This window comes from Corallococcus carmarthensis (assembly GCF_003611695.1).
Classification (GTDB): domain Bacteria; phylum Myxococcota; class Myxococcia; order Myxococcales; family Myxococcaceae; genus Corallococcus; species Corallococcus carmarthensis.
On record NZ_RAWE01000060.1, the window covers coordinates 1 to 13,656 of the forward strand.

12 protein-coding genes are annotated in these 13,656 nt (G+C 70.4%); 6 read left to right on the top strand and 6 right to left on the bottom strand.

Going from position 1 to position 13,656, the window contains the following annotated elements; all coding sequences use genetic code 11:
- Nucleotides 1-68: 68 nt before the first annotated feature.
- Nucleotides 69-722 (top strand): MBL fold metallo-hydrolase, encoded by a 654-nt coding sequence (locus D7X32_RS18080; RefSeq protein WP_216619025.1) that lies wholly within the window; start codon nt 69-71, stop codon nt 720-722.
- Nucleotides 723-726: 4 nt separating this feature from the next.
- Here D7X32_RS18080 and D7X32_RS18085 read toward each other — a convergent pair whose 3' ends face one another.
- Both D7X32_RS18085 and D7X32_RS18090 read right to left on the bottom strand, forming a co-directional pair.
- Nucleotides 727-1,521: a hypothetical protein gene (locus D7X32_RS18085; protein ID WP_120603804.1), complete on the bottom strand. Its 795-nt coding sequence runs from the start codon at nt 1,519-1,521 to the stop codon at nt 727-729.
- On the bottom strand, nt 1,511-2,410 hold the full coding sequence (locus tag D7X32_RS18090; RefSeq protein WP_120603805.1) for a dimethylarginine dimethylaminohydrolase family protein: 900 nt from the start codon (nt 2,408-2,410) through the stop codon (nt 1,511-1,513). Before D7X32_RS18090 ends, D7X32_RS18085 begins: the two co-directional genes overlap by 11 nt.
- A 153-nt stretch (nt 2,411-2,563) precedes the next feature.
- On the opposite strand from D7X32_RS18090, the gene D7X32_RS18095 reads away from it, so the two are divergent.
- On the top strand, nt 2,564-3,589 hold the full coding sequence (locus D7X32_RS18095; protein ID WP_147450185.1) for a hypothetical protein: 1,026 nt from the start codon (nt 2,564-2,566) through the stop codon (nt 3,587-3,589).
- Between the two features lie 150 nt (nt 3,590-3,739).
- On the top strand, nt 3,740-5,350 hold the full coding sequence (locus D7X32_RS18100) for a cation:proton antiporter (protein ID WP_120603807.1): 1,611 nt from the start codon (nt 3,740-3,742) through the stop codon (nt 5,348-5,350).
- A 22-nt stretch (nt 5,351-5,372) separates the two neighbouring features.
- Here the strand turns inward: D7X32_RS18100 and D7X32_RS18105 are convergent, their stop codons facing one another.
- Both D7X32_RS18105 and D7X32_RS18110 read right to left on the bottom strand, forming a co-directional pair.
- Nucleotides 5,373-6,032 carry an SRPBCC family protein gene (locus D7X32_RS18105; protein ID WP_120603808.1) on the bottom strand — a complete coding sequence of 220 codons (660 nt, stop codon included), beginning with the start codon at nt 6,030-6,032 and terminating at the stop codon, nt 5,373-5,375.
- On the bottom strand, nt 6,029-6,679 hold the full coding sequence (locus tag D7X32_RS18110) for a 2OG-Fe(II) oxygenase (protein ID WP_120603809.1): 651 nt from the start codon (nt 6,677-6,679) through the stop codon (nt 6,029-6,031). The genes D7X32_RS18105 and D7X32_RS18110 overlap by 4 nt, the downstream gene beginning before the upstream one ends.
- Nucleotides 6,680-6,967: 288 nt before the next feature.
- On the opposite strand from D7X32_RS18110, the gene D7X32_RS18115 reads away from it, so the two are divergent.
- Nucleotides 6,968-9,238, top strand: a complete 2,271-nt coding sequence (locus D7X32_RS18115; RefSeq protein ID WP_120603810.1) for a di-heme oxidoreductase family protein — start codon at nt 6,968-6,970, stop codon at nt 9,236-9,238.
- Between the two features lie 75 nt (nt 9,239-9,313).
- Here the strand turns inward: D7X32_RS18115 and D7X32_RS18120 are convergent, their stop codons facing one another.
- Together D7X32_RS18120 and D7X32_RS18125 are read right to left on the bottom strand one after the other, a co-directional pair.
- Complete coding sequence (locus D7X32_RS18120; RefSeq protein WP_147450186.1) at nt 9,314-10,093, bottom strand: energy transducer TonB; 780 nt, start codon at nt 10,091-10,093, stop codon at nt 9,314-9,316.
- 5 nt (nt 10,094-10,098) lie between these two features.
- On the bottom strand, nt 10,099-10,788 hold the full coding sequence (locus D7X32_RS18125) for an energy transducer TonB (RefSeq protein ID WP_158625707.1): 690 nt from the start codon (nt 10,786-10,788) through the stop codon (nt 10,099-10,101).
- Between the two features lie 295 nt (nt 10,789-11,083).
- Between D7X32_RS18125 and D7X32_RS18130 the strand changes: the two genes are divergently transcribed.
- Complete coding sequence (locus D7X32_RS18130) at nt 11,084-11,794, top strand: hypothetical protein (protein ID WP_120603813.1); 711 nt, start codon at nt 11,084-11,086, stop codon at nt 11,792-11,794.
- A gap of 78 nt (nt 11,795-11,872) precedes the next feature.
- Nucleotides 11,873-13,582: a GTPase gene (locus D7X32_RS18135; RefSeq protein ID WP_120603814.1), complete on the top strand. Its 1,710-nt coding sequence runs from the start codon at nt 11,873-11,875 to the stop codon at nt 13,580-13,582.
- The last annotated feature ends 74 nt before the right edge of the window (nt 13,583-13,656 follow it).

Here is a 13,656-nt window from a genome sequence, read left to right on the forward strand (position 1 = left end):
CTGGAGGGGCAGGCGGGCAGCGGAGCGGGCCCCCTGTCATCCAGGGACAGGTGCCTAGCTTTGTCGGCATGAGCGAGCCCAAGGCCCAGGCGAAGAAGACGGACGAAATCGTCCCTGGCGTGCACCACTGGACCGTCTCCGACGACCGGCTCGGCGGTGGCCGCAGTGACGCCTACGCGGTGGTGGATGACGATGGCACCGTCACCCTCATCGACCCGCTGCCCATCGACGAGAAGGTCCTGCGCAAGCTGGGTGACATCAACGCCATCGTGCTCACCGCGGGCAACCACCAGCGCTCCGCGTGGCGTCTGCGCAAGGCGTTCGGCGTGCCCGTCTGGGCGCCGGAGGGCGCGCAGGGCCTGGAGGAGAAACCGGACTTCGAATACGTGAACGGCACCACGCTGCCGGGCGGCCTCAACACCTTCCAGACGCCGGGGCCCACGGAGGCCATGTACACGCTCTGGCTGCAGAAGAGCCCGCACGCGGTGGTCTTCATCTCCGACCTGCTGTCACACGAAGGCCGGCGCACGCCCACCTTCGTCCCCGGCGAGTATCAGGACGAACCGCTGCGCACGCGCTCCAGCATCCAGCGCATCCTGGACCACCTGCCCATCCAGACCGTCTGCTTCGCGCACGGCGCGCCCATCCTCAAGGACGGCGCCAGCGCCCTGCGCAAGGCCCTGGAACAGGACGACGAGTTCCCGCACGCCCCCGCGCCCTGAGTCTTCAGCCCGGGGGCAGCTCGCGCACCAGCACGTGGCCCGCGTCCTGGCCGGGAGGCACCAGCTCCAACCGTGCCCCCGCCTCCGCGCGGTCCAGCAGCGCGCCCAATGACACCAGGTCGGTGACGGGGATGCGCGTGGCGGGCGCGGGCGCGTCGCCCCGGAGCATCGCCTGGGCCACGCGGGCCTCGTCGCGCAGGTCCGTCTCGTAGACGAAGGTGCGCTCGTCGTAGTCGTGTCCGCCGGGGACGCGCCCCACCAGCCGCATGGGCCCCAGCCGCGAGTGCACGCGCACGGCGGGGTTGTCCCACTGGGTGACGCCGCGCAGCCGCTTCGCGCGCACCATGCCCAGCGTGAGCAGCTTCACCCACGCGGACGCGCCCCGCCCCGGCAGGAAGCTGAACAGCGACACGCCCACGAACAGGCCCGGCGTCAGCGACGGCGCCACGTAGCAGGCCGCGCCAATGGCCGACTCCTCGTCCGCCAGCAGCAGCCGCTCACGCGCGGGCGCCTTCAACAGCCGCGCGGGACAGCGCAACAGTCCAATCGCGCCGGGCAACAGGTACAGGTCCGACAGCACCCAACGCGGCACGCCGATGCCGCCGAACGCGAGCTGGTTGAGCGTGAGGTATTGCCGCGCGAGCTCCGCGTTGTGCTCGGCCAGCAGGTGCGTCACCGGGATGCCGTACGGCGCCAGGTCCAGCGACGGGACATGCACGCCGGAGCCCAGCGCCTGCAACGACAGCTCCGGCGCGGAGGCGAAGAACGCCTGGGCCAACGGCGCGAGCTCACCCGCCATCGGCTTCGATGTCCTTCGCCACGACGTCCAACCGGTACTCCGGCGGAAGCGAAACGCGCGAGGCGTCCACCGGCGCGCGCGACACGAGGCAGCGCGACGAACCGCCGCCCTTCTCCGTCAGCTCCGGCATCGGCATGGGCACCACGCGCATGCCCAGGCGCTCGAACGTCTCCACGATGTGCGCGGGCATCACCGTGGGCGCGAGCAGGTCCTTTCCCAAAGGCAGACCATTCGTCGCATAGCGGCGGATGTCCGCCTCCGTCACCCGCAACAACCGGTTCGCGCCGAAGCGCTGCTCCAGGAGCGCCACCGACTCCGGCGCCATCACGTCCGGGCACACCACCAGCCGGTCCACCGCCGGCAGGGGCAGCACCGCCATGTTCCCGTGGAACGCGGGCTCGCGCACCTGCAGGCGCAGCACCTCGCCGGGGAAGTACTTCTGGGCCGCCTCCAGCCCGTCGAGCGTGGTGCGCCCGCCCCAGAACAGCAGCGTCACGCCGTCGAACGTCGCCACGTCGCCGTGCGCTTCCCAGATGCCCACGCCCGGATCCACGACCTCCAGGCCCAGGCGCCGGGCCAGCGGCGTCCAGTGGTCGCGCTCCGTGAAGCGATGCGCGCTCATCATCTTGGGCAGGAGGAACAGGGGCGCCTGGCCCTCGCGCGCCACCACCTGGCCGCACTCGGCCGCGTAGGGCATGCCCGTCAGCGCGTCCGACGGCGAGGGCAACGCCACCACCGTGCCGCCTCGCGACTCGATGTGCCGGGCCAGCGTCAGCCACTCCCGCCGCGCGCCGCGCGCATCCGCCGGAGCGGCTTCACGGCTGCGGAAGTTCGAGCGGCCTCGCAGCGCCCAGCCCCGGCCCGGGGGCGACATCAGGAAGAGGTCCATCCCTCGCTTCTAGCCGCCGTCCGGAGGCGTCACAATGCATCCGGTCCGCCCCACCCGCCCGCCTGAAGCCCGGCCGTCCACCGCCCCACAGTGCGGAGGCCCGGGAACCAGGAACGGAGAGCCACCGCGTATCCAGGGGGCACGGGAGGATTCATGCGATTGATTCCACGATGGCGCACGGGCGGACGGCTGCTGCTTCTCACGGGATGGCTCACCGCCTGCTCGGATCCAGAGCCCACGCCGCCCGACGCGGGGACACAGGACGCAGGGACGCAGGACGCGGGCACGGGCGACGCGGGCCCCAGGGAAATCACCGACGCGTGCAACAGCCGCGAGGAAGCGCTCACCCTACCCGAGTGCGCGCTCCCGCTGGACAACACGCCGCGCCAGGCCTGGCTGGGCGCCACCTTCGACTCCGACTGGTACCGCGTGGAGGCCGTCGCTCCCGTGACCGCGCCATCCATCGTGCGGCTGCGCGCGGGCTACACCGTGCCCCAGACGCCCGTGAGCCTGTGGCTGGGGGCCTACGTCCCCTTCACGCCCTACCGCCCGACCTCGCGCGTCGACCGCCACGACCCGGCGAAGGCGCCCTCCACCCTGGAGCTGCTGATTCCCTACGCGGGGGAGGCGGCCTTCCGGCTCCTGACACTGCGGGATGACACGAGCGCCTTCGACACGCAGTCGCCGTACACCGTCCAGGCGGAGCTGATCCCCGACCCGGATGGCCACGAACCCAACAACCTCTCCCCCTCCGCCACCGCCATCCCCCTGACCGCGACGGCGGACGGCGCGAGCGGCACCACCACGGGCGTCCTCGCCACCGAGGGGGACGTGGACTGCTTCCGGTTCGACGTGCCCGCCTCCACGAAGCGCATCTCCCTCCACCTGACGACGGAGGCGTTCTCACCGGAGCTGCCCTTCCGCTTCTCCTATCTCCTCCTCACGCCGGAAGGGGGCATCCCCGCGCGCCAGACAGCCTTGGACCCCGCCGCCGCCACCGACCTGCGCAGCACGACCCCCGCGTCGTCCGCGGGCAGGTGGGTCATCTGGGTCCAGGCCTCCAAGGCCCTGGATCAGGACTTCGTCATGCCCGGCGACCTGCGCTCCCGGTACACGCTCCAGGTGAACCTCTCCGACACGGAAGCGCCCGGCGACTCGGGCACGCCGCCCATCCCCTGACGCGGATCCATCTCCAGACTTGAGAAACCAGTCTGGCAAAATGCCACGGTCGCCCGCCCCCTCTCATTTCTCCTCGAAAGGGGGTCCTCAACCTCCCCGCGCGCATGGCATCCTCGCGCCCTTTTTGAGCACAAACGGGGTTGGGGATTCATGCACTTCGAGCTGGCCTTCGTGCTGCTCTTCTCCATCGCGACGGCGGTGGCGATCGCGGCGCGCTACTTCAAGTTTCCGTACACGGTGGCGTTGGTATTGGCGGGCCTGGGCCTGGGCATCGTGCATGCCTTTGAACCGCCGCACCTGACGAAGGAGCTGCTGTTCGCGGTCATCCTGCCGGGCCTGCTGTTCGAGGCGGCCTTCCACGTGGACTTCCGCAAGTTCTGGAAGAACAAGCTGGCCATCACCTCCATGGCGATTCCGGGCGTGGTGGCGTCCATGGCGCTCACGGCGCTGCTGCTGTCCCCGGCCATGCGCGGGATGAACGCGCTGGAGGGCTTCGGCCTCATCCACGCGATGGTGTTCGCGTCGCTCATCGTGTCCACGGACCCCATCGCGGTGGTGGGCCTGTTCAAGGCGCTGGGCGCGCCCAAGCGGCTGGCCATCCTGGTGGAGGGCGAGAGCCTGCTCAACGACGGCACCTCCGTGGTGCTGTTCACGCTGGTGGTGGGCGTGGCCGGAGGCCAGGAGTTCACCGCGGGCAGCGCTGTGATGGACTTCATCAGGGTCGCCGGCATGGGCGGCGTCATTGGCGCGGCGGTGGGCTTCGCGGTGGGCAAGGTCATCCTGCGCGTGGAGGACGCCATGGTGGAGATCACCTGCACGGTCATCGCCGCGTACGGGTCCTTCGTGGTGGCGGAGCACTTCCACTACTCGGGCGTCATCGCCACGGTGGTGGCCGGCATGGTGTGCGGCAACTGGGCGGCCCAGGAGGGCATGGGCCCCACGGTGCGCATCGCGGTGGAGAGCTTCTGGGAGTACCTGGCGTTCGCGCTCAACTCGGTGGTGTTCCTGCTCATCGGCCTGGAGGTGCAGCTGTCGTCGCTGCTCGCGTCGTGGCTGCCCATCCTGCTGGCGTACGCGGCGGTGCTGCTGGGCCGCGCGGTGGTCGTCTATGGCGTGTCCGGCCTGCTGCGGTTCACGCCGGAGAAGCTGCCGTGGAAGTGGAGCGCGGTGCTCACCTGGAGCGGCCTGCGCGGCGCGGTGTCCATGGTGCTGGTGCTGGGCCTCCCGGACGACTTCGCCCACCGCGAGCTGCTGGTGAACATGACGTTCGGCGTGGTGGTGCTGTCCATCATCTTCCAGGGGCTCACCATGGCGCCGGTGCTCAAGGCGCTGGGCATCACCGGACTCAAGGACGTCTACCAGGAGCAGTACGAGCTGGCCCGGGGCCGGCTGGGCGCCATCCACGCGGCGCTCGCGTCGCTGGAGGCCATGCGCCGCGGCCGGGAGATTCCGGTGGACGTGCTGGAACCCCTGGAGCGCGACTACCAGCAGAAGGCCCAAGCGGTGGAGCAGGAGCTCACCACGCTCAAGCAGCAGTCCAACCGCTTCCAGGACGAGGAGCAGCAGGAGGCCATCCGCCGCGTCCTCATCGTGGAGAAGGACGCCCTCTTCAGCGCCTACCAGCAGGGCACGCTCAACAAGGAGGTCTTCGAGCACCTCACCGCGGAGCTGGACGAACGCATCGCGAAGGCGAAGGACGCGGAGGCCCATAACCCGTCGGAGGATGCGCACCCCCCTCCGCCGCGGGCCCTGGCCTCCTGAGCGCCAGGGGAGGGCGGCCGCCTCAGCTCGCGCCGCCCTCCACCCGCGACTGGAGCACCGCGCCCAGCACGTCCGCGGTGTCCTCGCGCAGCCGCGACAGGTGCGTGTAGAGCACGTCCTCCACCTGGGCCACCGCCTCCTTCGGCGCGCCCGCCTCGCGCAGCCCCGCCAGCACCGCGTAGGCCGCCACCGCCAGCGGCCCCACGTAGCCGCGCGACTCCTCCCAGAACTCCTCGAAGCAGGGCACCGCCTCCCCCGCCACCACGCGCGTGAGCCGCCCCAGGCACGCCTCCCAGTAGTCGCGGTGCGCGTCACGGGCCGCGTCGTCCGCGAACGGCCCCTGGCGCAATTCCAGCCGCGTACCCTCTTCAGTGGCGTGGAAGGTCAGCTCCGCCCGGGTGCGCCCCGCCGGCATGGGCCCGCCCTCCCAGTCCATCTCCAGCGCCAGGAACCGCCCCGGCTCCACCTCCACGATGCAGCCCACCTGCGAGAACGCACGACCCGCCGCGTCCCTCAAGCCCACCCGGTAGGGCTGGCCCAGCGCGCCTGGATCCGGCGCGTGCGTGCGGTGGCAACCCGGCGGCGCGCCGAACCAACGGCGGATGAGCGCGGGCTGCCCGAAGGCGGGGAACACCGCGTCCGGCGGCGCGGGCAGCTTCCACTCCAGCTTCAGGTCGCTCACGCCCGGGCCCCCGAGCGCGTGCGCAGTTCGAAGCGGGGCACGTTCGCCAGCAGCTCCTCCGGCGCGCGGTACTGCTCCACCACCAGGCTGATCCGCGAGTCCTCCAGCGCCTGCCCACCGGAGGTGATGGCCTCCACCTCATGCAGCAGGTCACCCCGGAACATCACCAGCGCGTTCTGCTGGGGCTTGAGCTCCGCCACCTGACCTCCCCGGTGGTACAGCCGCAGCGCCCCGCCCCGGAGTTCCTTCGGAACCTGGACATAGAGCACGCTCACCGCCACCGGGCAGCCGATACTCGGGCCGTAGAATTCAAGACTCCGGTCGATGTGTGCCGCGACGCTCCGGCCCTGCCCCACCAGCAGCGGGTTGAGCAGGAAGGCGTTGCACTCCGGCAGCAGCGTCTTCGCCAGGTACGGCGCGAAGGCCGGGAAGCGCCGGTGCACGTCCGGCAGCGCATCCCGGCGGAACGTCAGTGAGAAGCCGTACGTCCCGGAGAACTGCCCGGACAGGTTCGACTCCCCCAGGAGCGACGAGCCCAGGATGGCCGAACGGATGGAGGCCGTCGTCTCCTCGGGGAGGGCGTCCGGGGTGCGGTGGAAGAAGGTGTCGAGCCGGAAGGCTCCACCCCATGGTGGCTGGAAGCGCATGGCCCGGCAGTCTACCCAGCCACGCCGCGCTGCCCCATCCCCCGCCGCCCCTCTCACGGAAGCCCCTCCAGGGCCCTTGCGCAACACAATGCGTCAATCCCTGACAACACGGCGCGTCAGGGATGATATCAATTTCGCTTATTTATCATTTATCACGCCTAAGTCGAATTCTCCGTCATCCCACCTTGCGGCTTCCGGCCGTTCCGACTTTCTTCGGACAAGCTACGAAGTCCCCTTCGCAGCGCTCGCCGTCCCACGCCCCATCCACCCCCACAGGAGTTCGCAACCATGAGCCGAAGCAGACTCACGGGAATCGCACTCGCATTCCTGGCCGTCAGTTGTCTGGCGGTGCAATCCGCAGAAGCCGCCACGTATGGCGTTACCCCCTCTGGCTCCTCCGCCCTCTTCTACGTCGACACGACGGACTGGGCGGACATCCACTACAAGCTCAACGACGGCCTGCAGCAGAACATCCGCATGACGGTGACGGGCGGCCGCAACCAGTACACCGTCACGGGCCTGAGCAACGGCAACTACATCGACTATTTCTTCACGTACTGGGACGTGTCCTGCGCCTGTGCGCGTGACACGGCCTGGACGCGCTACACGCATACCGGCACGGGCGGCGGCACCGACGCGGGCACCGGAACCCCCGACGCGGGCACGGGCACTCCCGACGCGGGTCCTCCGCCCAACGGCGACGCGGGCCCCGTGGTGCCGCTGTTCACCAGCGCCACCGCGCTGGAGCCGGCCACGGTGGAGACCACCTCCACGGCCATCATCACCCGCGTGGGCGACCGCGTTCGCGACCGCCACATGCGCGAGGACATGTACCAGGCGTACGACCACTACCTGAAGCTGTACTTCGAGAAGCGCACCCACTGGATTGAAATCGTGGACGAGGTCGCCAAGGGCGGCACCAACATCACGGTGAACCTCTACACCATCTATCCGTACGACTCGCCGGACTTCCGCGCGTTCTTCCGTGGCCTCAACACGGTGGCCGAGTACTTCCACAACGCGGACTTCGTGAAGGTGAACGACTACAAGTACACGTCGTCGGTGAACTTCAACGCCAAGGAAGGCCGCGCCATCCGCGTGGGTGACCGGATGGAGTTGGAGATTGGCGTGTTCCTCCAGGCGCCGGTGGAAGGCCGCTTCAACTACTACTCCACGGGCATGCTCTACATCGTGGGCCAGGGCGGCATCGTGCCCTTCGAGGGCCAGGGCGGCATCCGCGACTCCTTCCCCCTGCCGCAGAAGGCCTGGGCGGGCGGCATGGGAACGCTGCACACGCCGTTCTCCAACGAGCCGGACAACCGCTTCCTGCAGATGCCCACGAACCTGGCGCCGGTGAACGCGCAGACCTTCGTGGAAGGCCGCCGCCTGCACCACACGAACTTCCGCGACGGCAGCCACTCCGAGCCGGACAACCCGGTCCTCACCGCGCAGGCGAACAAGCTGGGCAACAACTACGTCAACGTGTCCTGTGTCTCCTGCCACAAGCAGAACGGCCGCGGCCTGCCGCCCACCACCACGAACACCACGTTGGACAACTACGTGGTGAAGGTGGGCAAGGTGAACGGCAGCACCGTGACGGTGGACCCCGCGCTGGGCTTCCGCCTGCAGCCGCGCGCGGTCACCGGCACGCCGGAGGCGGACGTGCGCATCGGCAGCTGGACGACGACGGCGAGCGGCACGCTGAACGGCGGTACGGCGTACAGCCTGCGCAAGCCCAACTACAGCTTCCTCAACGTGACGCCGACGAACTTCTCGCCGCGCATCACGCCGCAGCTGATTGGCATGGGCCTGCTGGAGGCGGTGCCGGAGTCGCAGATCGCGGGCATCGCGGACCCCAACGACGCGAACGGCGACGGCATCTCCGGGCGCATGCAGACGGTGAAGGACCCGGAGACGGGCGTCACCCGCATGGGCCGCTTCGGCTGGAAGGCGGCCTCGGCGCGCGTGAAGCACCAGGTGGCCGAGGCGCTCAACAGCGACATGGGCGTGACGTCCAACGTGTTCAAGACGCAGGACTGCGGCTCGTCGCAGCAGGGCTGCGCGGGCACGAGCGCGGAGCTGGCCGACAGCGACCTGGACAAGCTGACCCGCTACATCGCCCTCCTGGGCGTCCCGGCCCGCCGCGACTACGCGGACGCGACGGCGTTGCAGGGTGAGACGGTGTTCACCAACGCGGGCTGCGCGAAGTGCCACGCGCCCACGCTGACCACCAGCCAGTACGCCGCGATGAACGAGTTCCGCAGCCAGACCATCCGTCCGTACACGGACCTGCTCCTGCACGACATGGGCGCGGGGCTGGCGGACAACCTGCCGGAAGGCCAGGCGTCCGGCGCCGAGTGGCGCACGGCTCCGCTCTGGGGCATTGGCCTGACGGCGGGCGTGTCCGGCGGTGAGGCGTACCTGCACGACGGCCGCGCGCGCAACGTCACCGAGGCCATCCTCTGGCACGGTGGCGAGGGCGAGGCCTCCAAGCAGGCCTTCGTGAACCTCAGCGCCGCGGACCGCAACGCGCTGCTGAAGTTCGTCAACTCGCTGTAAGGCAACAGCCGGCTGCAAACCCAGACGCCGGGCGGGAGGGGCCACCGTGCCCCTCGCGTCCGGCGTCGTGTCGTTTCAGCGGGGTGGGAGCCGGCCAACGCGGAGGTTGAAGTAGAACGTGTACCGCACGTCCACGAACGCGCCGTCGAGCTTCGCGGGGGCGTAGCGGCTGCCCCAGAGCGCCTCGAGGGCGGGCTGGACCATGAACGGCAGTGGCTTCAGGGTGTGGCAGTGGGTGAGGCTCCCCTGGCGGGTGATGACGCAGCGGATGGCCATCATCCCCTGGACGCCCTTCTCCAGGGCCTCCCGCGTGTAGGCAAGGTCGGCGCCCGACAGCTTCAAGGGGCGGTGCAGGGCCTCGGAGAAGAGGGGGATGTTCGCGCCGCTCGCCTGGGCCGGCAGCGCCGCCTCCTCCGGCAGCCAGTAGACGAGCCGCCAGCCCGCGGGCGTCTCCTGGAAGGCCACCAGGATGTCGCCAGGGGGCGCGTCCGCCTCCGCCTCCGGCGAGGGCCGGAGCTTCACGGACACGGTGGCGAAGTCGCCATGGACGGATGGGGACAGGACCTCGCAGAGTCCAGGCTGAGCCGGCGGCGGCGTGACGGGAGGCGGCACCTCCGGATGCGCCTGGAGCCAGGCCAGGTCCTCGGGCCGGACGTAGTCCTGGGGAGACATGTCCGCCGGGAAGCGGCCCAGGTCGGGCCAGGCCAACAGGTTGTGCTGGCACAGCCGCCGCGCCTTGTCGGTGATTTCCCCCGGCCCCCGAAAGCCCCGGGAGAGCGAGGCGCAGCCGGTTCCCAGCCACGGGAGCAGCAGACACAACGACAGACACAGCTCACGGAATGACAGTCCAAGCATGGTCGTCAGCGCGAAGGAGGCCGGAAGAGGTACATGATGGGAAGCATCGCATCCACGGGCTGCCCATCGAGCATCGCGGGTTGGAAGCGGCTGGCACGGACGGCCGCCACCGCCTCCTCGGTCAAGCCATAGGGCATGGCCTTGATGATCTCGCAGTTGCCGGCCGTCCCCTGCCGGGTCACGAGGCACATCATGTACAGGAGCCCCTGTGCTTGGACCTTCTCGGCCGCATGCGTGTACGGGAAGCCGGGACCCGACACCTTCTTCGGGGGTGTCACTCCGCTTCGAAGCAGTTCGATGTTCTGTTGCGCGGCTCGAAACCCGATCTCCGTCATCTCCGGGACGAAGGCGGAGTGGCGCCACCCCGCGGGTGTGCCGAAGAAAGGCACACCGGTATCCTGGGACACCCCTTTCTCAAGGTGCGTCCGGCGAAGGAGCACGATGGCGCTGTCGCCAGCCACATGCGTCGACGTGACCTCGCACTGGACCGGTCCAGGGGGGAACTCCGCGTCGAATCTCTTTGCCAACCCCTCATCCACTTCGGGGTGCGCCCGCAGGTATGCCACGTCTTCGGCCCGGACGTAGTCCTCGGGGCGACCGCCTTCGGGGAACCGGGAGAGCGTGGTGAAGGGAACCATCCCGTGGAGGCAGAGGAACTTCGCCTTTTCGGCCATTTCGTCCTTGGCCATCGACATGGGCGTGACCGGAAGACTCACACATGCGGACAGCCATGAAGAAACCAGCAACGGCAATCCCAGACGTAGCAACCTGATAGGCATAAGCAAGGTCATGTCGGTGCGCACCGTACCATGGCGCCGGATTCCCCCCGGGAGCCTTCGCGTCTTCATCCGACTTCCGTGCCAGGAGACCGCGCACGGGAGCACGGTCGCCGGCCGCGATGCGCAATGGCAGACAGGCGTGGGGGAGTCCCCACTCCCGGCCTCCTGAAGCGTTCCGACATTCCCATCCGTCCCTTTCCGGAGAACGCCCATGGCGCACCGTCCTGCCCCTCCGCCGCCGCTTTCCGACAGCCAGATTCAAGCGGAGGCCGTGGCCTTCCTGGATGCCCGGGGACACTGGCTGACCGCCGTCGCGGCGCGCAGGGTGGCGGCGGTGCGCGAGTTCTTCCGGCAGCACGCCCACCTGCGGCGCGACCTCCTCCGCGAGCGCGCCGAGGAGGAGCGCCGCGAAGGACGGCTGGCGCTGGAGCTGTTCTCCCGCGCGGCCCAGCGCGTCCGGTGGCTGCTCACCGCCGGTGACGGCCCCAATACGCGCATCCATGGCGCGGAGGCTGGACGCGACCTGGGCCTGCTGTTCGCGGGCACGGACTCCGGATTGGATGGCCTGACGTTGGAGCGGGAGCAGCGCTGGAACCTCAACCACCCGCACCCGCTTCCGCCCACCGGCTTTCGCGCGAGTCGTCCCATCAGCGACCGCGAGCAGGAAGAGGACCAGACCCACCACCTGGCCTTCTACGCGATGTTCGGCGCCACCAACGACACCAGCCCCGGGGAGCAGTTTGGCAAGCTGATGGGCATGCTCAGCGACCTGAGCCCTCCGGAGGATCAGCACCTGGCCTGGGATGGCATCGACCTGGGACGCAAGCTGGGTGACCCGCGCTTCGACGTGAACGCCTGGCTCTGGAAGACCGTCGGGGATTTGGGCCAGCTCCCGCCAGCCGCCGAAGCCGTCGCGAGCTGAAGGCGATTGCACGCTGGCGCACCGTCGCCGCGCATCTTCGTAGCCAGCGCGCGTCCAGCACGCCACGCTGGCCCTTCCGTGGACGACACCCGCCTTCCCGACCCCGAAGCCCTCCGCCCGCTGCTCACCGACGCCCTGTCGCTGCCCGCGCTCCAGCCGCATGGCCCGCGCCTGGAGCGGCTGCTGGAGGACTACGCGCGAGGCGTGGCCCGGAAGGACGCGCCGCTCGTCGTCGCGCTCGTGGGCGCCACCGGCGCGGGCAAGTCCACCCTGCTCAACGCCCTCTCCGGACAGGCCCTGTCCCGCGAAGGCGTGGACCGCCCCACCAGCACCGTCTCCACCCTCTTCGCGCCGGAAGGCACGCCCACGGACGAGTTGGCCCGCACCGGCGCGCGCGTCGTGCGCTACACGCCCGGCCCGCAGGGGCTGTGGAGCGGCCAGGTCTTCATCGACACGCCGGACCTGAACAGCGTGGCCACGCAGCACCGGGACGTCGCGCGCGCCGCGCTGGACAAGGCGGACGTCGCGCTCGTCGTCATGCACCGGGGCAGCGTCGCGGAGGCCACCCAGGTGGAGTTCCTCACCGAGTTCGCCCGCCGCCGCGCGCTCGTCTTCATCCTCAACTTCGCCGACGAGCTGTCCGCCGACTCGCGCGACGCGCTGAAGTCTCAAATCCGCCGCGTCGCCACCCAACATTACGGCCTGGCCGCCGAGGACGTCCCCGTCTTCGCCATCAGCGCGCGCGCCGCGAAGGACGGTCAGGACGTCTCCGGCGAGTTCGGCCCGCTCCTCTTCCACCTGCGCGGACTGGCCACCCAGGCCGTCGCCGCGCGCGTGCGCCACACCAACGCCCTGGGAGCACTGGAGGAGCTCGCCTCCACCGTCCAGACGGCGCTCAACGACACGGACGCGCTGCTGGCGAAGACGCGCACCGCGCTGGACGCGGGGCTCGCTCGCGCGGCGGAGGCGCTCCAGGGCGACTTCGACGCGCGGCTGTCCCTGGCCCACGGGCACCTGGCGTCGGAGGTGCGCCGGCAGGCCGCGGGCCGCTTCTGGGGCCCCGCCGCGTGGGGACTGCGGCTGTCCTTGTGGGGGGCGTCCGGCATGGGCGCCGGCGCGCTGGTGGCCCGCCGCAGCCTGCCCGCGGGGCTGGCGGTGGCGGCGGCCTCCACCGTGGTGGACGCGGTGAGGGACCGCACCCGCGCCCGCGCCGCGGAGGTGGCCGTGGTGGAGCCCTTCGAGGACGACTTCCTGGCGGAGTCCGCCGCGCGCACCGCCCTGGCGGAGGCGCGCAGCGTGGCGCGCACGCAGGGCCTGGAGGCGGAGACCCTGGGCGTGCCGGACGTGGAGGCGATGCTGGCGGAGCTGCGCGTGGCCCGGGCGGGCGCCTGGCGCTACACGGCGTCCACCGCCGTCGCGGAGGCCGTGGCCCGCTGGTGGCGCACGGCCCGGTGGCTGGTGTTGCCGCTCATCAACCTGCCCCTGCTCGCGCTCCTGGGGCACGTGGGCTACCGCGTGGTGCGAGGCTACGTCGAAGGCCCCCTGTTGCCGTTGGAGTACTTCCTCAACGCGGGGGCCTTCTTCGGGCTGCTCGCGGGCGCCGGAGCGCTGCTCGCGTCAGCGAGTCTCGTCGGAGCCGCTCGCCATGCGGGGCGCGCGGGCCGGAGCCGTTTTGTCGAGGCCCTCGCCGCCCTGGGCAGGAGGCTGGGAGAGGCCGTCGATGATGGCCTTGGCACCGGGCGGCAGGCCGCGCGACGCATCCTGGAGCGGATTCGCGCTGTCGGGTGACATGGACATCACGGCCTGGCCCGGCATGTGGACGCCGCCATTGGAGGCCATCATCGGCTGCGCGGGGTCCTTGC